This window comes from Anabaena azotica FACHB-119 (assembly GCF_014697625.1).
Taxonomy (GTDB): domain Bacteria; phylum Cyanobacteriota; class Cyanobacteriia; order Cyanobacteriales; family Nostocaceae; genus Trichormus; species Trichormus azoticus_A.
The window spans coordinates 19,467-42,868 of sequence record NZ_JACJSG010000049.1; the positions used below are offsets into that span (position 1 = coordinate 19,467).

General features: G+C 41.8%; 15 protein-coding genes. 2 read left to right on the forward strand and 13 right to left on the reverse strand.

Annotated elements, in window-relative coordinates:
* Positions 1-13 precede the first annotated feature (13 nt).
* From H6G83_RS27695 to H6G83_RS27755, 13 genes are all read right to left on the reverse strand, one after another.
* A complete protein-coding gene (locus H6G83_RS27695) occupies positions 14-700 on the reverse strand; it encodes a glutathione S-transferase family protein (RefSeq protein ID WP_190478041.1) in 687 nt (228 codons plus the stop codon).
* 15 nt (positions 701-715) lie between these two features.
* On the reverse strand, positions 716-1,864 hold the full coding sequence (locus H6G83_RS27700) for a methyltransferase (RefSeq protein ID WP_190478043.1): 1,149 nt from the start codon (positions 1,862-1,864) through the stop codon (positions 716-718).
* 40 nt (positions 1,865-1,904) lie between these two features.
* Complete coding sequence (locus H6G83_RS27705; RefSeq protein ID WP_190478045.1) at positions 1,905-3,512, reverse strand: FAD-dependent monooxygenase; 1,608 nt, start codon at positions 3,510-3,512, stop codon at positions 1,905-1,907.
* A gap of 96 nt (positions 3,513-3,608) precedes the next feature.
* Entirely contained in the window at positions 3,609-6,944 is a 3,336-nt protein-coding gene (locus tag H6G83_RS27710) for a ferritin-like domain-containing protein (RefSeq protein WP_190478047.1), read from the reverse strand.
* A gap of 77 nt (positions 6,945-7,021) precedes the next feature.
* The gene (locus tag H6G83_RS27715; protein ID WP_190478049.1) at positions 7,022-8,563 is read right to left on the reverse strand and encodes a flavin monoamine oxidase family protein; all 1,542 of its coding nucleotides are present in this window, start codon (positions 8,561-8,563) and stop codon (positions 7,022-7,024) included.
* A gap of 50 nt (positions 8,564-8,613) precedes the next feature.
* Complete coding sequence (trpD, locus tag H6G83_RS27720; RefSeq protein ID WP_190478051.1) at positions 8,614-9,717, reverse strand: anthranilate phosphoribosyltransferase; 1,104 nt, start codon at positions 9,715-9,717, stop codon at positions 8,614-8,616.
* A gap of 55 nt (positions 9,718-9,772) precedes the next feature.
* Complete coding sequence (gene trpB / locus H6G83_RS27725; protein WP_190478052.1) at positions 9,773-11,011, reverse strand: tryptophan synthase subunit beta; 1,239 nt, start codon at positions 11,009-11,011, stop codon at positions 9,773-9,775.
* Positions 11,012-11,119: 108 nt separating this feature from the next.
* Entirely contained in the window at positions 11,120-11,947 is an 828-nt protein-coding gene (trpA, locus tag H6G83_RS27730; RefSeq protein WP_190478054.1) for a tryptophan synthase subunit alpha, read from the reverse strand.
* A 15-nt stretch (positions 11,948-11,962) separates the two neighbouring features.
* The gene (trpC, locus tag H6G83_RS27735; RefSeq protein WP_190478056.1) at positions 11,963-12,862 is read right to left on the reverse strand and encodes an indole-3-glycerol phosphate synthase TrpC; all 900 of its coding nucleotides are present in this window, start codon (positions 12,860-12,862) and stop codon (positions 11,963-11,965) included.
* 103 nt (positions 12,863-12,965) lie between these two features.
* Positions 12,966-15,164 carry an anthranilate synthase gene (locus H6G83_RS27740; protein WP_190478058.1) on the reverse strand — a complete coding sequence of 733 codons (2,199 nt, stop codon included), beginning with the start codon at positions 15,162-15,164 and terminating at the stop codon, positions 12,966-12,968.
* A gap of 1,683 nt (positions 15,165-16,847) precedes the next feature.
* Positions 16,848-18,356, reverse strand: a complete 1,509-nt coding sequence (locus H6G83_RS27745) for a UbiD family decarboxylase (protein WP_190478060.1) — start codon at positions 18,354-18,356, stop codon at positions 16,848-16,850.
* Positions 18,357-18,699: 343 nt separating this feature from the next.
* Positions 18,700-20,529, reverse strand: coding sequence for a peptidoglycan D,D-transpeptidase FtsI family protein (locus H6G83_RS27750; protein ID WP_190478063.1), 1,830 nt, complete (start codon positions 20,527-20,529; stop codon positions 18,700-18,702).
* 465 nt (positions 20,530-20,994) lie between these two features.
* A complete protein-coding gene (locus H6G83_RS27755) occupies positions 20,995-21,672 on the reverse strand; it encodes a hypothetical protein (protein WP_190478065.1) in 678 nt (225 codons plus the stop codon).
* A gap of 649 nt (positions 21,673-22,321) precedes the next feature.
* Between H6G83_RS27755 and H6G83_RS27760 the strand changes: the two genes are divergently transcribed.
* Together H6G83_RS27760 and H6G83_RS27765 are read left to right on the forward strand one after the other, a co-directional pair.
* On the forward strand, positions 22,322-22,546 hold the full coding sequence (locus H6G83_RS27760) for a hypothetical protein (protein WP_190478068.1): 225 nt from the start codon (positions 22,322-22,324) through the stop codon (positions 22,544-22,546).
* Positions 22,547-22,938: 392 nt separating this feature from the next.
* Complete coding sequence (locus H6G83_RS27765; protein ID WP_190478070.1) at positions 22,939-23,253, forward strand: hypothetical protein; 315 nt, start codon at positions 22,939-22,941, stop codon at positions 23,251-23,253.
* The last annotated feature ends 149 nt before the right edge of the window (positions 23,254-23,402 follow it).

Genomic DNA, 23,402 nt, shown 5'->3' on the forward strand with positions numbered 1-23,402 from the left:
TTTGCCCTCTACTTTAGGTTGTTGGTACTGCTTCCAAAGGCGGCAATTCTAAAGGATATTGCAGTGCAGCTAGCATCTGCTTCATTTGCTCGTACCCATAATTTTGCACTTGCACTACAGAAGGTCTTGACTCTAAACGCCTCACATAATCTGTCAAATTGGGTAAATGCTGATAGCTGTAAACCATCCGCAAATATGTCAGAGTAGGAGCAGCAGCACAGTCTGCCAAGGAAAATTCTTCACCAGCTAACCAAGTACGCCCTTGAAGTTTATCCTCCAAAAGAGCGCAGGCTGTTTCTAATAGCCTTTTGGCTTTGATCACCTGTTTACCGCCTCGCTGATCAATTGGGCGTTGAGTGTCCGCAAATAATGCTTCACGTCCGCCGTTGATGTACACATCAACAACTCGTTCCAAAAGGCGAACCTCTAAAGCTAGCTCTGGATCTGTGGGAATTAGATGAGGTGCGTGAGGAAATTGTGCTTCTAAATATTGGATGATAATAGAAGCCTCAAAAATTACTTGACCATCATCAGTGATAAGGGTAGGAATTTTACCAAAAGGATTGATTTGCAGATAGTGCGATCGCACTTGTGGATCGAAAAGGTTCACCTGCCAGGGTGTAAAGTTAATACTTTTTTCCAAAAGCGCAATTAGCACTCGCTGACAGAAAGATGAACCAGGAGCATAATAAAGTTTCATTTTGGATTTGTGAACTCAGTAGCTATTCATTGGTTTAGCTTCAATTACAGAAAGGTGCGATCGTGTTGGCACAATTTTTACTATCTTCAAGCCAGCTGTTTCTAAAAGTTCACTGTGTTGTTTTACTGTACGCTCTTTGCTGCTGTGAATGACCATCATGTTAAGGTCAAGTTTGAGCTTCATACGTTGCATTGCATCGTGATCAAAAATTACCGTCTCGGCTAACAGCAACCGGGACTGTGGTTTCATAGCTTGATGAATAGTTTTATATATTTGAACTACTTGCTCATCAGGCCAGTTGTGAATCACATTTTTCAGTAGATACGCATCGACACCTGTGGGAACTGATTGAAAGAAATCACCAATCTGCAATTTTACCCGATTATCCATAGGGTCTTGTTGCCATTGTTCCTTAACTTCTGCCGTCAAGACAGCCTGTGTATCAAATAGAATACATTGCAATGAAGAATAGCGTTCAGCAATTTGTCTCAATAGATTGCCTTGTCCACCACCAATATCAGCTAGAGTACGGTAAACGGAAAAATCATAATCTTCAGCCACAGCTTGATCGAGGAGAATGCTGAGAGAAGCCATACTCTGATTATATATATCAGCAAAGTCTGAATATAGACTGTGATACTTAAAAAAAGGCGTATTGTAAGTAGAGGTAAAGGTATTCTCACCTGTTTTCACAGTATGTAGTAGATTAGCCCAGACGTTATAAGTCTCCTCATTGTATAAAAGCACTACAGGGCGCAAAGATTGGGGATGATAGCTAACCAGTAATTCCGAAACCTGGGTTAAGGTATATCTGCCGAGATGATCCTGTCCAAAAATCCCTAATTCGCACAGGTAGCGCATGATCCGCGCTAAGGGGTCAGCCTGAACCTTGAGTTCTTCAGCTAATGTTTGAATATGTTTAGGGCTATCAACTAAACAGTCTGCCACTTTTAATTTAGCCACCACATATAAGCATTGCCCCTGCTGAAAAGAACTTACCATGTCCAACAAACGAGCATTGGCTGGAATTTGAGATTCTATAAATTTAGTTAATTTGTTAGCCAGCCAGTTGCCCAACTTATGCTCAAGCCAGGAAGGTAAGGAAACGGAAGCTAGATTTTTAGCTGAATTTTCCTGGGGTTTGGAAGAAATTACTGTTGTCACTATACGCCTCAAAGATATCTGTAGCTGAATTTAGAGTAATTTAGAAGTAGCCTCTTATACGGTCAATCACTCCAGTTGGATCATCAGGCAAACTATCGCCTCTCCAAGCTACGTGTCCGTCGGGGCGTACTAAAACATAAGCACGCTCATAAATATTGGCAATGTCAGGATTGTTGATTTGGATGCTTGTAAAAGGTACAGATTTTTGCTGACAAGTTTTTGCAAAGTTTTCTACCCCTTGTTGTCCTTGGAAACACATCAAGACAAAATGATGACCAAATAAATCCAAGGTAGATTTACCAGGTTCTAACCAAGCATGAGGCGCTCGACAGCCTGGGTAGCTACTTTGCGTCCACTGGTGGGGATCGTTAGTAGGTAGTGGACAGTTATCAGGAATAATAGCAGGCGATTCGTAACGGAAACCGAAATGAATTCCTGGTGCTTCAAATTCCCTGCGTACATCACTGTGTTCCATTTTTTCAGCCATTTGTTGGCGTGCTTGCTCACCTGCGGGAGAGTCGTCCATGATTTCTGGAGCCAAGGTGCGTTTAAGAGTACGTTGTAAGTTAACGTTTGCTTCTTCCATATTTCGCAAAGCAATAGGACGGCGCTCAGTTTCGTAGGTGTCAAGTAGGTTAGAACCTGCCCAGCCTTTGAGAACAGCCGCCAACTTCCAACCTAGATCGGCTGCATCAGCAATACCAGTGTTCATACCAAAACCACCAGAAGGTGATAGTGTATGAGCAGAATCCCCAACAAAGAAGATGCGATCGCTACGGAAATTTTCAGCAACTCGGTGAGTAAGATACCACTGAACGCTGGAAAGTATTTTTATCGGTGTATTAATACCTAATGCCTCTTCAACCGCTTCTTGCGGATCGCGCGTTTCGCCGTCTACTTGTGGAACTGCTGTTAAGCGGTACAAGCCTTTACCGTCAATGGAGCGCAGAGGATAGCGCAACCTTTTGGGGTTGACCATATAAAAGACCAAAGCTTTACGTGAACCTAAAATTTCTGGTAACTCTGGAGCTTGAAAAAGAATGTTTTGAAATACTCTGGTGGGGTGATATGCTGGAGCATCTACGCCACAAGCCTTACGGATGAGGCTTTTAGCACCATCGCAAGCTACCAAATATTTGGCTTGAATTGTCTGTGTATTTCCACTCTCCAGATATGTAACTTGAGCGACTACACCATCATCTTGCTGCTCAAATTTCTCCATACGGCAGCAAAGACGTACCAGCCCATCAGGATATTTACCTAAGTTACTTATTAATAAAGGTATTAACCAGTGGTGCGGGCAAGGATGTTCTGGTTCTGGTGTGTAAACAGGTAATGGTCTTTCGCCAGCAGAGGGAAAATTCAGCCGGAAAATTTCATGACCAGCAACGGTTGTTACCCAAGCAATATCTAGAGGATGGTCGTAAGGCCAACCGGCATCGCGTAGTTGCTGGGCAATTCCCCAACGACGAAAAAGTTCCATTGACCTTGGCCCAACAGTACCTACTTTGGGATGGCTAATCACTCCATCGGATTCTTCAATAACGATGCAGTCAATTCCTTGGTAACGTAGTTCTAAGGCCATGGCTAAACCAACAGGGCCGCCACCAACAATTAAAACATCTGTGTTAATAGTTGTGTTATTCATATGTATAAATTTGTTGTGATTAAATTGGGTGATTACTAACTTGAAGCGGATCTCAGAGAAATAACACTTTCATCTTGAGCCAGCAAACTTCTTGCCCTAATGAAGTAGCCTTTGGGGATTATTGGCGAAATCTGCAAAAAATGTGGTGTAAAAATCGAACATCTCATAAATAGTGCTGGGAATCGCTTCACATTCCCTAGCTTGATGGCTTAAACGCTCAAATCGCCGGGCGATCGCTTCACAAGCAACTTCTGGTGTAGAGATATACATGGGCATGGCAATCTCAAAGCTCGGCCCTGCTGTCTTACCACGTTTACCAGAAGGCATACTCATTAATATTTCCCCTAAAGGACGCATCATCCCTGTCATCACGTCGATGGCCGCATTCATAATTCTTGAGCGCCGCAAGCTGGCGGTGGGTGTTAAGCCAAAATGTTGCACCATCAGTTGCATCATAATGAAGTAACACTCGTCAAAAATTTGCATGACAGCACGGGTTTCGGGAACTGTAACAACGCTGCTATTGTGATCCCGATAATGGAGTGTGGGATTACGTAATGCAGGATAGGCTGGGTTCCAAGGGATGGGACAATCTGTATTTTGAATTTGCTGTTGAGCTAATGCGTCAGCCATGCGTCGGTATTGCTGGAAGTGAGATTCTTCAAACTTGGGTGAATTGGGGTCGCATCCCTCTCCCTGTTCAACGATAAAATCTATGGCAAACAAGGCGCTTTCTACATCGTCAACTTGTAACTGATAATCTGGATGGACTTTGTTGAAGTCTTCCCGCAAAAATAAATGATGTTCGCCGCCGACACGACCCTTTTTGACAACAAATAAATCTGGGATATTCTCGATCGCTTGGCGGATTTGCCGATACAATTCACTCAACGAACCATAACCATGTAAACGGTCGGCTGTCGGATCATTTTCTTGGCGATCGCTATTTAAATCTTTTTCCAAAAAGTCAGGCAATTCAAAGCGCATGAAGCGTTGTATAGTCGCCGCACTCAAAGGTTCAAGGGCAAAATCCACTTCTATAGGAAAGCGACGATTCATTTCACTAAAGTTGGGTGTTGCTGGATAAAAAGGCTCACCCATCGCTATGAGGATATTATTTACCATCAAAAAGTGGATCATTTCCTCATGAGAAACTTCCAGCAATACTCCTCGCATTCCGTAATCACGCTTTTCTTCGCCGTTACCACAAGCTAGGCTTAGTTGTTCTGGTGTCCATAAACCGCGACGCACATATTCCTTACCTGTAACATAGTTGGGGATGGAATAAGCGGCATAAATGTATTGCAGCATTACTGCTACTTCTAATTCAGCCGCATGGCGTAAAGCGCTCACCAATTCCTCACGAGTTTGAATCAAGCGTTGAGTACGCTTTGGCGCTGGTTGAGCATCAGGCACATAACCCACTAACTGCTGATTATGCAGAAATTTACGTAGAAGCATAGCCTTTGGTGCTGATAAATCTCGTGATGGCGGCATATAGTATGTTTGATGGCGATTTTCGGGGTCGCACATTTGCCACATTAACCGGGCGTAAGTTTCTACCTTGCAGCGATCAGCCAGACTGAAAACTTCTGCTTTCATAAAAGAAAAGCACAGTTCGTAATAAGCCAAGATATGTTCATAAATCAGGTTGAAGTTGACTGCTTCATCTTCAACTTCTTCTAAATGCCAGTCGTTGGTCAATACTCGCACAGCAAAGGAACCAGCACTAGACCAGAAACCAAGCAAATTATCGTTATCGTAAGCAATGATTGCTTGGTCGGGATGATTGGGTTCACAAGGTAGCTCATCAGCTTGAGCCGACAACAAAATACGTGTTGTTCCTGATTGGATACCGCGTAGAGTTACCCACCCACGCCCCTGTGAGTTAGTGGAAATTACACAATTAACAGCAAAATCGTTTATTTCTTCCCGCTTACCTGGTTTGAAATGGACGATGTTCAGTTGAGAACTGGCGGGAAAGTGGAAACATTCACCAGCATTTGCAGGGTCGCGCTCAAATTCGTAACGTATCTGGGGCAATCCTTTGGGATTGTAGAATTGTCGCAAATAAACAGTTTCAATAGGTGCAGGACGACCCCGCACAAAGGAGCGTATTTCTATTTCTGGTGTATAGTCCTTGCCACGCTGTAAGTCAGCAAAATCTAAAAACAGACAACCGTCATCTACCTGAAGATTTATTTCTTTTTCTTGGGCAAGAATTTGTCCTTGTCGGTCTACAATACACAAACCTTGCTGTTCAATTTCTGTCTGTAGATTTTCAAAAGGTTCTGCTAGTGGTACATCTACAATGCCGCTTGTGAGATGATGTGCCTCTTTTTGGTAAGCTGCGCTAGGAATGCGTGCTACTAGACGTTGGCTTGTAATTGTGCGTAATTCCAAGTCACCAAAATCAAGTTTAGAAGCGATCGCATGAGTTGGCCCTGGCCCAGCTTTGACCGCCCGTCCCACACAAGGCACTGCAATCACCATATTCAAGCTAGCACATTGGGAATTTACCTGAACAGTCAGGTTAGATAAAGTTTTTCCCTCCCTTTCACCCTGTTTGTGAGCAGTCAACAACCGACCGTGAGGATAGGTACTCATTTCACCCTCACACCACAAACCGATACTTCCATGCAGTTCCCAAAAAGTTGCTGAATCTGGCTGCATTGGGCTGGACATATTGCTAACGCTAAACTGTACAACCAAACCCAATACATCATCACGGTTCATTGCCTCACGTAACAAAGATACCGTCGGTGAAAGTGCAGTTTCTTCATTCCACAGCAAATCTTTAGCTGTTTTAGGAATCGTGAACTGATGTACAGCCGCCCGTTGAAACTCGCTATTGAGACAATGGGGAGGTAATTCGCGGATATGGTGAAAATCGTGCCAGCGACTAGGCTGCATACCTACAACAGGAGCCGAAAGCATATTTGGCACTTCATGGGAATTGCCCAACCGCCCAAAAGTTAACTGTCCTACCATAATTGTAGATGTCCAGTTTGAGGCAGGATCGCAGTCAAAAATCCGCGCCCGATTGAAGGTAGTTCCCAAATATTCGTTGTAGTGACCCCACATATCAACGCTACGCCCCACTACTGGGTCGTTTTGGTCAATTTCCCCAAAACTGCGTTGGGTACTAACAATTTTTGCATCGATCGCAAAATGACCGTTACCGCCAAAATCCCATCCCATCGCCATGCTGAAAGGGCCGTTTTCATCCCATTCCCCTGCGGCGTTGAACCGAGGCCCTAATTTATATAGATATTCGTGGAATTCTGATAAAGAACGACGATGATCAAAGCGCTCCCCGTTCATATAAACAGTATTGCTACTTAGATCAACTAAACCGTTTTTTTGTCCTGTGGGTGCATGAATACGGGCAAAACCCTGAAAATGTAGACGGGGAAAATCTAAGATGCTCATAATAACTTTTTCAAAAAGGCAGGAAATGGGAAACAAGCAACAAGGGACTGGAGGCAGAAAAAACTGTACCCTGTCACTTATGCCCTACCTACTAATATGGGGGCTGTGACTTTACTACCAGACACCGATGGTATGGGAATTGTCGATGTTGTAACGGGTTTGTAAGCGGCAATATCGTAAACTGCCTCTAGAGAGGACTCGATCGCACCTTGAAGCCAAGCGGGAAATCTAGAGCAATGCTCACCTGCGAAAAACAGGGTGTTTTGGGGTCTGGCTGCTTCTAAATAATGGATGTGGTGGTTAGATTCACTGGTGATGTCGCCGCCCCAAGGAATAGAGCATCCACCCTGACTCCACTGGTAGTTACCCCAGGCGATCGTTGCCATGTCCAAAACCATACCAGGTTGCTCAATTTGCTGGTGCAGCTTGCTGACGGCGTTTTTAACGTAAGTATAGCGATCTGCTTCAGACATCATGCCCAAATGGTCTGCATCATCACCAATGGTATAACTAGCCAGCAATGTGCTACTAACAGTAGAAGCATTGTTCTTGATGGAAGGATAGTAAACTTGGCGAATACCTTCGTCGCTAAACGAAGCCCCACCTTTGATGCCATCTTTTTGCCAGAAGGGTTGGGCGCAGTGAAACAAAACTTTGGTAGCTGGACAGTAGAAGGTATTTTCAATAGAAGCCAGCTTTTTGTCGTCAAAACCACTCAGATCCATCTGACGCACGATAGAAAAAGGAATGGTACACAACACGTAATCACAACGACTTGTACGCAATTCGCCAGCTTCTAAAAAAGATACTTGCACATGGTCATTATTTATATGCAATCCCACCACTTGTTGATTGCATTTAATAGGACTCTTGATTGCCGCAGCCAGATGGTTGATGATTTGATCCATTCCTCCTTCTAGTTGCCATAAATCGTGACTTGTTTCCACCAGAATATCACTGAGGAACATATCAAGTGCCTTACTGCACCGCGCCCGTAAGCTAGGGTTCTGTTTGATTAAACTATGTAAATCTATAGTTTGGCCATCTTCGTTGAGATATGGCTCTAAATCTAACCTTTCTAACTCATCCATCAATTTTGAGGTGAGGTCAGATTCTAGACTATCGCGTAAATTTCCAGGGGAGATAGTATCTACGATGGTTTTCAGCCAAGCTGCAAACAACTTAGTCTGATAACTGTAACCTGTATTGGTAAAAATTTGGGGATAACGCTCTTGGAATAGTTGCGGTGCATCTTTCATCCGAAAAATATTACCCTGAATACTCATCAGAGCATTTGCTTCCTCAAACACGGTGACAAACTTGCACAACTTGTCTCCCAGTCCCAGTTCATTTATGTAGTGCAGAACAAATTTATGTTCATTAGGGATACGCATGGCTCCGAGTTCCCCGTAAACAGATTTTGGACTATCTCCAAAGCGATGAGTCCAGACTCGGCCGCCAATACGTGAGCTGCCTTCTATGATATCTACCTGATGCCCTAAACGCTCTAGTTCATAGGCTGCGATCAAACCTGCAATCCCAGCACCCAAGATGGTTACTCGCTTACCTTCTTGGTGATTGGCTAGTTTGCACATATCTAGCATTCTTTTAATATCCATCAGATTAATACTCCTAACTATGTAGCTTGGCGGGAAAATATTACGTGTTTTTACTGTAGAAATTTAGCAAGTTGTTCCAGTTTTTTCCAGGCATCACCACTATTAAGAGTTTCCCTGGCTAGAATCAGAGCCTGATTAAAATCGTTAAGATAATTACCAGTATCTGGTACTGCTTCACCAACATACAGAGCCAAAGCCGCATTTAAGACTACGACATCTTGCTGTGCTTGAGTACCTTTACCTTGGAGAACTGTTTGAAGAATATCTGCATTTTCTTGTACATCCCCACCTCTCAGTTCACTGGTAGAAGCAGGATTTAGTCCTAAATCCTCTGGTGCTAAAACCAGCATTTGCATTTGTTGATGAGAAACTACAACTAAATCAGTTTTATCGGCTAACCCTGCTTCGTCTAATTTTTCGCGTCCGTGTAATACGATCGCCCGGCGAATTCCTAGCTGCTGTAAAACTTGGGCAAAAGTCTCAATTACCTGGGAATCATTGACCCCAATTACTTGTCCTGTAGGTCGCAAGGGATTGAGTAAGGGGCCAAGCAAGTTAAAAATTGTCCTAACTTTCAGTGCTTTTCGTAATGGTGCGATCGCCTTTAAAGCTGGATGCCAATCAGGTGCAAATAAAAAGGTTATGCCAACTTCTGCCACTGCTTCTTGGATTTTTTTGCTGCTGGCTTTTAAATTTAAACCCAAAGCTTCTAATACATCTGCCGAGCCAGTTTTACCAGATGCTGATCGATTGCCATGTTTAGCAACCTTGACCCCAGCTGCCGCAGTCACAAAAGCCACAGCCGTAGAAATATTAAATGTTGCAGCTCCATCTCCACCAGTACCACAAGTATCAACTAGAGGTAATTCACCAACCACGCGATCGCGCAAGGTTGCTTTTACTGATTGAGAGTAAAGCACCTTCACCATACCCAGCAATTCTTCTGCTGATACTCCTTTAGCTTGAATTGCTGCTAAAATCGCGCCTGACATCACTGGGGGAATAGCTTCTGTCAACCATCCATACATTAAATCAGACGCTTGGGCTACCGAAAGTGATTGGCGATCAAGCAATTGCTGCAATAATGCCGACCAATTACTGGCATCATCTACAGGTGAGGAATTTTGTTCAACAATAATATTTGCTGTTAGCATAACTTATCGGGTAAAAGGAGATAGAGATGTGAGCGTGTAGGGAATTGGGTAATTTTTAGCTTCCTAATCCCTTTGATGCCACTGTTTGTACATCTTTGTCACCACGTCCAGAACAGTTGATGACAATTCGAGGGCTACCTGTAAGTTGCGGACAAAGTATTTCTAAATATGCGATCGCATGGGCTGTTTCTAGCGCAGGAATAATTCCTTCTAATTGCGAAAGACGTTGAAATGCTTGTAGTGCTTGTTGATCTGTGACGCTATAGTATTCGGCTCGGCCAATTTCTTTTAAATAACTATGTTCAGGCCCAACACCAGGATAATCTAACCCAGCACTAATTGAATGTGCTTCCACAATTTGACCATCTTCATCTTGCAATACATAACTCATCGCACCGTGCAGAACCCCAACTCGCCCTTTAGTCAGAGTTGCAGCGTGTTTTTCTGTATCAATACCTTCACCAGCTGCTTCCACACCAATCAAACGCACAGAAGATTCATTGACAAATTCATGAAACAGACCAATTGCATTAGAACCTCCACCTACACAAGCCAAAAGAATATCCGGTAGTCCTCCCCATTTCTCTTGTGCTTGAACGCGAGTTTCTTTGCCAATTACGGCATGAAAGTCCCGCACCATCATCGGGTAGGGATGTGGCCCCGCCACTGAACCCAGAATATAGTGGGTTGTTTCGACGTTTGTCACCCAATCTCGAATAGCCTCAGATGTCGCATCTTTAAGAGTCCCGGTTCCAGCTTCTACCGCCCTCACCTCTGCTCCCATCAAACGCATCCGAAACACATTCAGAGCTTGTCTTTCCATGTCATGGATGCCCATGTAAATCACGCACTGTAAGCCAAAACGAGCGCATACTGTAGCTGTAGCCACACCATGCTGTCCTGCTCCTGTTTCCGCGACAATACGTTGTTTGCCCATGCGCTTGGCTAATAATACCTGTGCTAAAGCATTATTGATTTTATGAGCGCCTGTATGATTTAAATCTTCACGTTTTAAATAAATCTGTGGCCCTGTACCATCAGGTTTAGCATAGTGGGCGGTTAGACGTTCGGCAAAATATAGAGGAGTAGAACGTCCCACATAATCACGTAACAAGCCTTGTAATTCTTCTTGGAACTGTGGATCAAAACGATATTGCTTAAATGCAGTTTCTAACTCAGCCAACGCCGACATCAAGGTTTCGGGTACATACTTGCCGCCGAATTTGCCAAATCTACCATTAACATCAGGTTGTTGATTCAGTTGTATTTGTATTTTTTGGGTTTCTACTAACATCAGCTTTCCTCAGAAAAACGTAATCCAAATTTTGTTTTCAGCGACAAATTCTCTTTCTCTGTGTCTGGAGTAAGGATGCAGACACAAAAAAATGTAATTATTTAGAAGTTAATCGCTTCTACCATTGACTTCTAAATAATTACTTGTAATCGATGTTTTTAATTCACCACAGAAATCTTTGATAGCTCGTAGTCCACGATAGGGCGTACTTTCCGATAAACGCTCTACAAAGGCACTACCCACGATGACAGCATCAGCACCCCATTCTTTTACCTGACGAGCTTGTTCTGGGTTAGATATGCCAAAACCAACACCGATAGGTTTATTTGTATAGCTACGAATTTCTTGCAAGACATCTCTAACACGAGTTTGGAGATGGGAGCGTGTACCAGTCACACCAGTCACACTAACGAGGTAAATAAAGCCACGAGATTGACGAGCGATCGCTTCTATTCTCGCTCTAGAGCTTGTAGGAGTTACTAGCAAAATCACTTCAATTCCTACACTATCAGCCATTTCTAATAAATCGCTGGCTTCATCCAGAGGTAAATCAGGTACTACTAGTCCTTTAATCCCTGATGCAGCTGCGCGTTCCAAAAACAACTGTTTGCCTAAATTTAAAATTAGGTTGTAGTAGGTAAACAAAATAATTGGCGATCGCAAAGTGCGAGTAACTGTTTGAGCCATTTGCAAAACATTCATCAACCGGGTTCCCTGCTTTAAAGCACGAGTTGCGGCTGCTTGAATCACTGGGCCATCTGCTAAAGGATCTGAATAAGGAATTCCCAATTCAATAAAATCCGCACCGCTAGCATCTAAAACTCTTAGGGCTTCGGCTGTAATTTCCAAATCAGGGTCGCCAGCTGTAATAAAAGGAATCAAAGCGCATTGATTCTTTGCTTGTAACAATTCAAACTTTTGCGATATAGATGTCATATGAAGTGTGAAATATCAAATGTGAAGTGTAAAACTTTTTAGCGTTTTTACTGCCTGTTCTAAATCAACTTGTTTGATTAAGGATTCTCCAACTAAAACTGCTTCAGCCCCGGCTTCAGCAACAAAAGCAAGGTCGGCACTTGTATATAGACCAGATTCACTAACAACTGTAATATCTAAACTGCTTAATCTTTCTCGACGCTCTTTTAATAGGCGTTGAGTAGTTTTTAGGTCAACAGTAAAATCCTGAAGATTACGGTTGTTAATTCCCATCAATTGCACATTTTGTAGTGCCAAAACCCGATCTAGCTCTGAAAGAGTATGTACCTCTACCAAGGCTATCATGCCTAAATTCTGAATCAGTTGGAGGTAATTTTGCAAAGCTTCATCAGATAATATAGCAGCAATTAATAATATTGCATCTGCTCCATGAACTCGTGCTAGGTAAATTTGATAAGGGTCAATAATAAATTCCTTGCACAACAAAGGTAGTGCTACACTTTTTCTAATTATTCGCAGATTCTCAAAACTACCTTGAAAAAATTTTTCATCCGTCAAAACTGATAGACAGTTAGCACCACCTCGCTCATATGCTTGAGCAATTTTGATTGGGTCGAAGTCTGGGCAAATTACTCCTTTACTGGGAGAGGCTTTTTTAACTTCTGCAATTAAGCTAGGCTTATGAGGATTTTGCCGTAAAGTACTTAAGAAATCTCGTAAGGGAGGAGCAGCAGAAATTTGATTTTGTAAATCTGCAAGCGGCAGTTGCTTGTGCAAAAATGCAACTTCTTTTTGTTTGTGCCAGACAATCTCTTCAAGAATGTGGCTTGGTTTATTTGAGGATAGACGCGAATATTCGTTTACCTCTATTTGGTAATTAATTTCTGGACTAGAAGCAATATTGCTGACATTCATAGTCAATTGTTGTAGTTGATAGTAATTCAGTAGCAGTCATCAACTGCTTACACCAAAACAAATAAAGTTCTAACTTCTTGTGTTTCTTGACTTTTATTTACTCTTATGCAGCGACAACTGGAGATGGTTTTTTAGTTGTATATGCCCTAACTACGTTCTTAATAATTGCTAAACCGACTCCTCCTGCTAAAGTCATGATTGATTCTGGATGAAACTGAACACCAGCAATAGGTAGGGTTTGATGCTCTAGACCCATAATTACACCATCATCTGAGATAGCTGTAACTTTGAGTTCTTTGGGTAAAGTTTCAGGTAGAGCATACAGCGAATGATATCTACCAACATCAAAAGATTGGGGTAAATCTTGAAAAACTAGAGAATTTTCCTCAATCACCGAAACACGAGATATTTTGCCATGTTGAGGATATGATAGGACTCCTAATTCACCTCCAAAAGCTTCCACAATAGATTGCAATCCTAAACAAACACCAAAGATAGGAATTTTTCGTTTGATGCAGGCTGCTATTGTCTCTGATACGCAGAAATCTCTGGGTCTGCCCGGACCTGGAGACAAAACAACAAGGTCTGGATGTTCTGTATCAAAGACTGATTCACAAAAACCATGACGTAGTGTTTTGACAGTGGCACCAGTTTGACGAATGTAGTTAGCAAGTGTATGTACAAAAGAGTCTTCATGGTCAATTAGTAATATATGCTTGCTCCGTTCCATACCAGCTAATTGCTGTGCAAGTTCTAAACTTTTGGAAAACTCAGTAGTTTTTTGCCTTGTTTGCTCAAGTGTCTGGAATAAGGCCGCAGCTTTGGTGATAGTTTCTTGGGCTTCAGCTTCTGGAATGGAATCATACAAAACTGTCGCACCAACCCGCACTTCAGCAATAGAGTCTTTCAACTGGATAGTTCTGAGTATCAAACCAGTATTCAAGTCTCCTTGAAAAGTCAAATATCCAACTGCTCCACCATACCAACGGCGAGGACTACGCTCATGCTGTTCAAGAAACTGCATTGCCCATCGTTTTGGCGCACCCGTCACTGTCACAGCCCAAAGATGCGTCAAGAAGGCATCTAAGGCATCAAACTCTGGTCTTAGCGTACCTTCAACATGATCTACTGTATGAATCAGATGGCTGTACATTTCTATTTGACGACGACCAATAACCCTGACCGAACCAGGTTCGCAGATCCGCGACTTATCGTTGCGATCTACGTCAGTACACATGGTCAACTCAGCCTCATCTTTATCTGAGTTTAGCAGCTTTAAAATTTGGTTGGCATCATCAATTGCATTATGTCCCCGTCTGATAGTACCACTGATTGGGCAAGTTTCTACACGTTTACCTTCTGTTCGCACAAACATTTCTGGAGATGCACCAATCAAAAACTCTCCGCCTAAGTTCAAAATGAATCCGTAGGGACTGGGATTAATCTGCTGTAGCTTCCAAAAAAGTTCTTTTGGCGACTGTTCGCAAATTTGAAAGAAGCTTTGACTAGGAACAACTTCAAATAAATCCCCACGTTGGAAGTATGAGAGTGCTTTCTCAACTTGCTGTTCATACTCTCCAGGTGCATGGTCAGAAGCATTTGTATAGGTCAGGCGTTTACCTCTGTAATCTATGATTTGACCATCTCTAGGTAAGCCTTTAGTAGTACCATTTTGGGTGACAAATTCATACTGCAAATGAAACGCGCTTTGCTGATAGTAGTCAACAATCAACAATTCATCAGGTAAATACAACACCAAATCTCTTTGATCTTCAGCACGTTGCAATTGCTTTGACATTTGCTCAAACTGAAAAACCAAGTCATAGCCAAATGCACCATATAGTCCTAAATGGCTATCCTCTGGGCTGGAGAAAGCTTTGATAATTTCTCTGACAATGCTGAAAACTGATGGTTGTTTGCTTCTTTCTTCTTCCGAAAAGACAGATTCTGTTGAGCGAACTGAGCCAGTTACACGATTAGCTTCTACTTTAACTTCTTGAAGTTGCGGTAACTTGTATAGACGTTCTGCTAAATACTCTAACAACACCATACCTCGCTCGTTAAGAGCTGTAAGTGTGAAATTGTTGCTGCAAGTAGCAAGTTCTAGAGGAGGATTTACAAAACCTATCGCCCATCTTTTATACCTGCCTGGATATTCATAGCTACTTTTAAATAAGCCTCCACGTTGAAAATCTAGACGTAACAATAACTCTTGAATAGCAATATCAATAGATGTTTTACTTGCAGAGCGAGAAACAATTATTTCGCCTTCGGTTTTATAGCAATAGATATCCGAATACATGAATATTTCCTCGAAAACTTGTTTAACATCAATTCGACGAATTTTAATTTAAAACATTTTTTATCAGAAAATCTTATTTTCATTGTAAAAAATGTTACGAGATATTAGCTATAAGCCTAATTTTAAAAAATGTTTAATGGCTTTATAACTTTTATTTTTTACTACTAAACTTTTTATCAAAATATTTTTTGAAGGTTTTTCATTTAACAGTAATTGCCATAAAATTGCTGCCAATTCTCATTTATTAATGTCTCTCGTTTTTGGTGACTACAAATAGTAATTAAACTTTGATTATTCAATATATTATCACCTAATTCCTTAATTCAAACAGAGTTCTTTATCATAATTGAAAATTTATCTCTGGCTCTAATAATCAATATTAAACGATATGCTAAACCTTGATTTACAGCCAAAAAATATTTAACTTTCCTCAATTACGGCAAAGTTGCACATTAATTTATCCAGGCGTAAAGCTGAATTCCTTTAAACCTGGGAAATTGTGAGTGTATGGTGGTTTTTATTTGACGTGAATACAAATATATGTTGTCAAACAGACAAAGGCAAAGCTAATTCTATTGCTATTTGAGAGCAGCATACGTCTTTGATAACTGAATCAGAGCTACCAACAGGAAAAATATATGCAATCGCACAACATATGTTTAACGTAATAAATGTTTTTCGATGTCATTTAATTTGACACAGCTAGAATAATAATATGCTTAACAGCTAACTTTATAGCTGGTACTGGCACAAATTCTTAGAACAGCATTTAAGAGTATATTAGCAGTGTAAGTTGATTTTCGATAGTGGTTAATCATAAGAAAATACGAGCAAAAATTAAAAAATAATAAAATATGTCAATATCTCCAATGGAGTAAGTTTAGGTATTAAAATTGACGATTTCAGAAAATATTACTTTTGTCAATATATTTTATGATATATATTTTATGAGTAATATCATCAAATTTAATTATTCAAGTTCCTTGACAGGAGACAGAAATAGAGGTTATTCGAAGAGATAAAAAAATTGCCGAATTAAAACTCTAAGCAAAATTAAGTTCTTAAATGTGTCTTAAAGAAAAGGCACTAAGAGGATGTTTGAAAAGTACTCTTATTAACATAAAAGTTTCTCAAACTTATATCTTCTACCACTTGCTTATTGCTAAAATTACAAGCCAAAAAGCCTACTACTTCTTAGGGTGGGCAGTGCATAGTTACTCCTTATTGAGAAGGTGCAAAATGTCAGCCAAACCTAATCCCATTGTCTCTTTCCTTATATACAGCACATTTTATCTGAGTGAGGTACACAAAGGCGGGCAAGATGCCCACCCCACAAAAATTTTACAATTTATATCTGTACCTCGTTAACCAGCAATTCGCTGTATAACGGTGAGTCATTGAACTAGGACTAAGGGTTATTACAATATTACGGCAGAGATTGTCAAATCGTTTCAGGATAAATACTTATAATTAAGGAAATTTTTAACCTTTTTGCATAAATTTGGAAACTATAATTAGTTATCCAATCTTGGCATTCTACCAATTTTCTCAAAGCCGATTATAAATAAAGTCAACAGAATGTATTGTTTTAGGGTAATTGATGCAATAATCTACTTGGTTAAATTGTCAATACTAATATATGAGTAGGGTTGCACAGATGTACGTCCCTACCATACAAAGGTATTATTTCACATCGTAACCAAATAAATTAGGATCAACTTCCCCTAATTGCAAATCGGCTAAACCATATTCCGCCCATCGCCTTTCTACCATCGCTGCTACATTTGCATCAGACTCTAAAGGCGCACCCCATTCATGGTCTGTTTCTGGGGGAATCTTAGTTGTAGCATCAATTCCCATACGTCCACCTAAGCCAATTTTTTCACTGGCAAAATCTAAGGTGTCAAATGGCGTATTCGGTAAAATGAATACGTCTCTTGTGGGGTCAACTTTAGAACTAATTGCCCATACCACTTGGCGTGGGTCACGAATGTTGATGTCTTTATCAACGACGATGACAAATTTAGTGTAGGTGAATTGAGGTAACGCACTCCAAAACGCCAAAGCAGCCCGCCTTGCTTGTCCGGGGTATGCTTTATCAATGGAAATAATCGCCGCTTTGTAACTTAAGGCTTCCATTGGTAAGAAGAAATCAACAATTTCTGAGACTTGTTGCCGCAGAATTGGGGTATAAATACGGTTAAGTGCGATCGCCATCATCGCTTCTTCTTTAGGTGGACGACCGCTAAATGTGGTTAAATAAATTGGGTCTTGGCGGTGCGTCATACAATGGAAGCGTACCAAGGGAGAATCCTCTACGCCACCGTAATAGCCCATGTGGTCGCCAAAGGGGCCATCCGGTAAAACTTCCCCTGGGGTAATAGTTCCTTCCAAAACAAACTCAGAATCTGCGGGTACTTCTAAGTCTACAGTTTTACACTTGGCTAACTGCACACCCGAACCACCATATAATCCAGCAAATAACCATTCCGATAAATCTACAGGGATGGGTGTAGCTGCTGCCATGATAATTAAAGGATCTACACCAAGTGCGATCGCCACCTCTAATTTTTGACCACGTTCAGCCGCCTTACGTAAATGTCTCGCGCCACCCCGCACTGATAACCAGTGGACTGTCATCGTATTTTGAGATTGCAGTTGCAAGCGATATACACCCACATTTGGCGTACCCGTCTCACAATCTTTCGTAATTACCAGTCCTAACGTGATAATTTTGCCAGCATCACCAGGATAAGGACGAATCAACGGCAACTTATTTAAATCTAAATCATTACCTTGAATCACCACTTGCTGACAAGCAGGAAAAAAGTCCCGTCCTGGTTTTGCCTTAATCACATCGAACAGCACCTTACCAAAATCTATGGCCTGGGAAATTTTCTTTGGCGGTTTTGGCTGTTGCAGCATACTCAACTTTTTACCCAGAGTCTCCAACTCCAGGGGATGCTGCATATTCATCGCCCAACATATCCTCTCCACCGTTCCCATTAAATTGACCGCCACGGGAAAAGAAGAACCTTTAACGTTTTCAAATAACAAACCCGGCCCGCCTTGTTGCAGCATCCGGTTAGAAATCTCAGCAATTTCTAAATCTGGGTCAACCAAAGCAGAAATTCGCCGTAATTGCCCTTTGTCTTCTAAAATCTTAATAAATCCCCGTAAATCTCTGGCCATAGTCAAACTAAATATTTAAGAACTGTAAAGCGCTCTCTTAATATTATGGCTTTTTATTCACCTGACTAGGCGCAAGAAAAATGTAGGGTGCGCTAGTTACGAGAAACCCTAGCTATACCAAGAAAATCTTCATACTGACGCACCCTACTAACTTTTCACGTCATGTGGAAAAGTTAACGACAGACCTAACCCCCCAGCCCCCTTCCCTACGTTCGCGTAGCGTGCCGAAGGCAGGGAAGGGGGAGCAATTAAAGCCTCTCTCCTTGTAGGGGAGAGGAATGGAAGTGGGGTTTTCCAGCCCGTGAAAAGTCAGATCAGTTCTCCAGTCCCCAGTTCCCAATCCCTACGGCTTTTTATCATCAATCACCTGACTAGGCGCAAGGCGTTCAATAGGAATGAGTGCTTCCATTACAGATTTTACAATGGGGGCGGCAACGGTGGAACCATAAGCGTTGGCTCCTTTTGGTTCATCAACTAATGCCAAGATTACATAGCGGGGGGATTCAACGGGGAGGATAGCAACAAAGCTGGTAATGCGAGCGCCCACAATGTAACCACCATTAGGACTGGCTTTTTGGGCTGTACCCGTTTTTCCGGCGATACGGTAGCCAGGGATTTGTGCAGGTTTCCCAGTCCCCTCTGTAACCACGGTTTCCATCATTTCTACAACTTTTTGGGTTGTGGTGGCTGAGAAAATCTGTCTTGGTGGGGGAAGATTGGGTGTGTAGTGAACTTGTCCTTTAGTATCTATTAATCCCCGGATGACATGGGGCGTTACCAGTTTACCACCGTTAGCTAAGGCTCCGTGCATTTGTACTAGTTGTAATGGTGTTAAAGAAAAACCTTGCCCAAAGGAGGTAGTTGCAGGTTCAATGGCGGAGCGGATAAATTTTTCTTGGCTTTTCAGCGTACCAGCTACTGCAAAAGGTAAATCTGTATCTACAGGTTGTCCGAGTCCTAGACGTTCTAGCCAGTTGTAGTAAATTGAAGGTTTTAAACGCTGCATCATTTCCACCATGCCAATATTGCTGGAGTTTTGCAGAATTTGTGCAATATTGATACGTCCGTAACTGTTGCGTTGAGCGTTTCTAATGACATGGGAGCCAATGCGAATTGCACCAGAATCATTAAACACATCATCCGCTTTAATGACACCATTTTCTAGAGCGATCGCCACATTCAACGGTTTAAAAGTCGAACCAGGCTCATACAGATCCGCTACTGTCCAGTTTTTGAACAGGGAAATATCGGACTTCGAGTATTCATTAGGGTTATAAGTGGGTTGAGACACCAAAGCGAGGATAGAACCATCCATCGCATCCATGACAATTACTGCACCCCGTTTCCCGCCAAACTTTTCTAACTGTTGTTTTAGCGCAGTCCGGGTAGCCCTCTGCAAACGAGTGTCAATAGTCAACTGCATCCGCAGGTCATCAGAATTCAAAAAGCCTTCAGGAGCATAATCAGGCATTAACGCCCCATTACCTGCCCTACTTAAGCGTACCGTTTTCACAGTCCGTTCTAGCCACTTCTCTTGGCTATATTCCACACCAGCTTGACCGCGACGATCAGCATCTACATACCCGACTATATCCGCCGCTAAATCATCCTGGGGATAGTAGCGAGAGTATTTAGGAATCATTTCCAAACCATCCAAGCCTAACGCTTTGACGCGATCGGCCAATTCTTCGGGTAAGTCAGCAGTTAAAGTAATACCACTTTTTTGACCTTGAAAAATTTTAACTAAATCAGCAGGGTTTCTACTAATAATGGGAGCGAGGCGATCGCTTATTTCCTCATTAGACTTTTTAAATAACTTAGGATGGGCATATAAAGTATAAACAGGGCGATCGACTGCCAACACATTATCATTACGATCTACCACCAAGCGACGGGGCATATAAGGACGCAAACTCACCATTTGCTGGTTGCGTGCGCGTTCTGTGAGTTTTTGTCCTTGCACAATCTGTAAATTGTACACATTGATTGCCAAACCCACTCCAGCAGACATTAAAATGCCCCACACAATCAAAAGTCGAGTTTTGACATTCACACTCTGCCCTTGGGTATGAGGAATTGTTTTTGTTTCCACCTTTTTCGATACCCTTTTGCGCCTCGTGAACTCTGGCTTTTGAAATTTCCTAAACTTTAATCTACTTGGTGACTTTTGCATTACCCTGCTCAGTTAGTTTAGTCAATAGTCATTAGTCAATAGTCATTAGTCAATAGTCCTATAGTCTATAGTTATTCTCCCCCATCTCCCCCCACCTTTCAAGGGCAGGTTTTTTACACTTCGACCCAAAAACACTGATTTTAGGGTGTAGGGGTATAAGGGTGTAGGGGTGTAGGGGTAGATGAAAGTCTGATAATTTACTGAATCTTATAGTCCTCACTGATTACTTTATGAAAAACCTGCCCTTAAGAGACTCCCCCTACTCCCCCTCTCACAAGTTTAGGTTTTTAATCTAGAAGTGAGTAAGGACTCTAAAACTAACGAGAAAATCATTGTTTTATTCACCCCTACACCCCTACACCCTTACACCCTTACACCCCAAACCAAGGTTTTTGGAACACCAATAAAAAACCTACACCTGTCAGTCTCCCCCCACTCCCCCCACTTCCCTCACTCCTACTTAAATTAATACCCTAATCGCGGAGAATTTAAAGGCTGTGTTTGTGGACTAGGTGCGACACTGGGCGATACTACCTCTGATTTATGAGGTGCTGGGGATAAGAAAATTGTTCTAGATGGAGTAGGTGATACCAACCCTGCCGATTGAGTTTCTGCTTCCTCAGCCATTTTATGAGTTAACGTTGCATTAGTTGTGGTAATTTGCCGCTCATCTCTCTGTAGTTTTTGTAGTCGGCTATAACTTTGACCCCAGAGTTCTTGAGTATATACCGTCAACCCATAAACCCCCAAAGCTCCTGCTACTAATAGGAACGCCGCAATTGAAGAGTAACGATGTATCCTATGTAATTGCTGCAACCACAAAGGTAATGCCTTGGCAGTGGGTACTACAGACACAGGCCTAAAATTTGACTGGGGATTTTTTTGTCTTTGGTTTGACTGGAATTTAAGATTGGCTGCTGGTTGTGCTGCTGAACCTTGCGTCCGCTTACTCACTGGAGACGATACATTCTTTGAAGAAGACCGTTGTCTTTTTGGGGGTGTGGATGAAGGTTCAGTAGTAACTGTAGAATCATTGCTTACTTTCTCTCCCATACGAGTCCGTCGCTTTCTTAGAGATGAGCTAGCACCTCGCCGAAACCAACCCCCAGTTGCAGAAATATTCGATTTGCGAACAGCATCCATAGTTTTTTCAAGATATAAAATATTGTATTTTAAACTGTTTATCCGATTTTGCTAAGGTTAAACTCACCTTTAAGGCGATAAGGGACTCCAAGTAAAAAATCATCAATTGTGAGGGGAGCAGTGGTTCGGCTGCGGGGAAATCGAGTTTCGACTACCGCGAAGCCGAAACTCAACTACCACGGAGTCGAGATTTACCAACCGGGAGCAGGGGAGCAGGGGGAAGGGAAGAAATTGTATAACTATTTTGCCTCTCACTCAATGAATAATTTAATTTTTGCAAGCCCCTTAGCACAGGTAAGCCGTTAGTTTTTAAAACACACACTCATCAGCTTCATTCATAAATGAGAGTCAACTGTCAACTGTACAATAGAAAAATATTACTTATACTCAGCCGTCTTTACCTCCTAGTGCTGATTTACAATCTATACAACTATCTGAACCATCAGAATAACGAAGAAATAAAAATTTCTTTCGTCTATTCCCTGTTCGTTGTTCCCTATCTTCAATCCAAATGCTACTAATCAGCCTTGTACATAATAACTAAATCAAATAAATCTCTAATATATCCTGTTCCAAAAACATGCAGTAAATAGGTTATCGTATTCAAGAGGCGCAAAATTTTATTGCCACAATTGGTGAAAGAGGAGTTATGAGAACTAAAATCTTTGGATTTGCTCTAATGTTAAGTCTGGCTGCTTTTCTCGGAGCCTGCGAAGGTGGTGGCGGCGGTAATACCACAACCACTCCTGCTGCTACAGGTGAGCCAACTGATACTGGAGCCGCTACCCCTGCTGCAACTACCCCTGCTGCAACCACCCCTGAAGCAACCACCCCTGCTGCAACCCCCACTGCTAGTCCCACTACCACCCCCTAGTTAATTGATATCGTTTACTAGCAAGATTTGGGACAAGTGCTTGCTACCTTACTGAAGGTATTGAGTTTGTACAAAAATACTCACCTCATTAAGTAGTTAAAGGTTGTTCAAATCAAGCTCAAAACGTACTCAAAACAAAAATTTTAGGTAAGGCTGTAATTAAGGACACTATTGATGATTACTACTTCATCACTAGTGTCCAAAATTATAAGTAGGAAAAATTGTTATCATGTCTTGACATATAAGAAAATTAAATATAAAACAATGTTCATTGACACAAGGTAGATCATTCATTTTCTAGTCCGTAACTTCTAGCCTATCTTTGGATAAAATAACAACGGGCGAAAAGTGTTGCTGATCCCTAATGAATCAAGAACTTTAGAGAATAGTCCATGAAGTGGATAAGGCTGTTTATCTTAATCCTTGGCAGTAGTATTTTGGTCTGGTTGAGTGGTAACTGCGGCAATTTAGTTGTGGCTTTACCTCCAGCAGAAGACATCCCAGAAGAAATATTACGAACAGAAATTATCATAGATGCGCGATCGCCTATAGATGGCAGCCCTCTAACTGCTGCTCAATACGCACAACTACAAGAACAGCTACAAACCAGCCCCCCGCGAAAATTAGACCCAACCATACGGCAAAATATATTCCTGATCCGGATACGCAGCTTGCTTAAGCAACTTTTCCCTTTCTTAAATCTTTAAGGGTAGATCATTAAGGTAACAAATTCTTAGCTTTCCGCTTTCCCTCGATCGCCTCATCCCCTTGGTTAATTGTGCGATACGATAACGGTGGGACAAAATTGCAAATAAATGTAAAGAATAGATATATACAAAACCCAATTTAGTCAATC

Excerpts from the sequence above, each read along its gene's own strand:
- H6G83_RS27755 (WP_190478065.1), bottom strand. The coding sequence starts at position 21,672 with ATGGATGCTGTTCGCAAATCGAATATTTCTGCAACTGGGGGTTGGTTT.
- H6G83_RS27710 (WP_190478047.1), bottom strand. The coding sequence starts at position 6,944 with ATGAGCATCTTAGATTTTCCCCGTCTACATTTTCAGGGTTTTGCCCGT.
- trpB (WP_190478052.1), bottom strand. The coding sequence starts at position 11,011 with ATGTTAGTAGAAACCCAAAAAATACAAATACAACTGAATCAACAACCT.
- H6G83_RS27760 (WP_190478068.1), top strand. The coding sequence starts at position 22,322 with ATGAGAACTAAAATCTTTGGATTTGCTCTAATGTTAAGTCTGGCTGCT.
- H6G83_RS27745 (WP_190478060.1), bottom strand. The coding sequence starts at position 18,356 with ATGGCCAGAGATTTACGGGGATTTATTAAGATTTTAGAAGACAAAGGG.
- H6G83_RS27740 (WP_190478058.1), bottom strand. The coding sequence starts at position 15,164 with ATGTATTCGGATATCTATTGCTATAAAACCGAAGGCGAAATAATTGTT.
- H6G83_RS27715 (WP_190478049.1), bottom strand. The coding sequence starts at position 8,563 with ATGGATATTAAAAGAATGCTAGATATGTGCAAACTAGCCAATCACCAA.
- trpA (WP_190478054.1), bottom strand. The coding sequence starts at position 11,947 with ATGACATCTATATCGCAAAAGTTTGAATTGTTACAAGCAAAGAATCAA.
- H6G83_RS27695 (WP_190478041.1), bottom strand. The coding sequence starts at position 700 with ATGAAACTTTATTATGCTCCTGGTTCATCTTTCTGTCAGCGAGTGCTA.
- H6G83_RS27765 (WP_190478070.1), top strand. The coding sequence starts at position 22,939 with ATGAAGTGGATAAGGCTGTTTATCTTAATCCTTGGCAGTAGTATTTTG.
- trpD (WP_190478051.1), bottom strand. The coding sequence starts at position 9,717 with ATGCTAACAGCAAATATTATTGTTGAACAAAATTCCTCACCTGTAGAT.
- H6G83_RS27750 (WP_190478063.1), bottom strand. The coding sequence starts at position 20,529 with ATGCAAAAGTCACCAAGTAGATTAAAGTTTAGGAAATTTCAAAAGCCA.
- H6G83_RS27705 (WP_190478045.1), bottom strand. The coding sequence starts at position 3,512 with ATGAATAACACAACTATTAACACAGATGTTTTAATTGTTGGTGGCGGC.
- trpC (WP_190478056.1), bottom strand. The coding sequence starts at position 12,862 with ATGAATGTCAGCAATATTGCTTCTAGTCCAGAAATTAATTACCAAATA.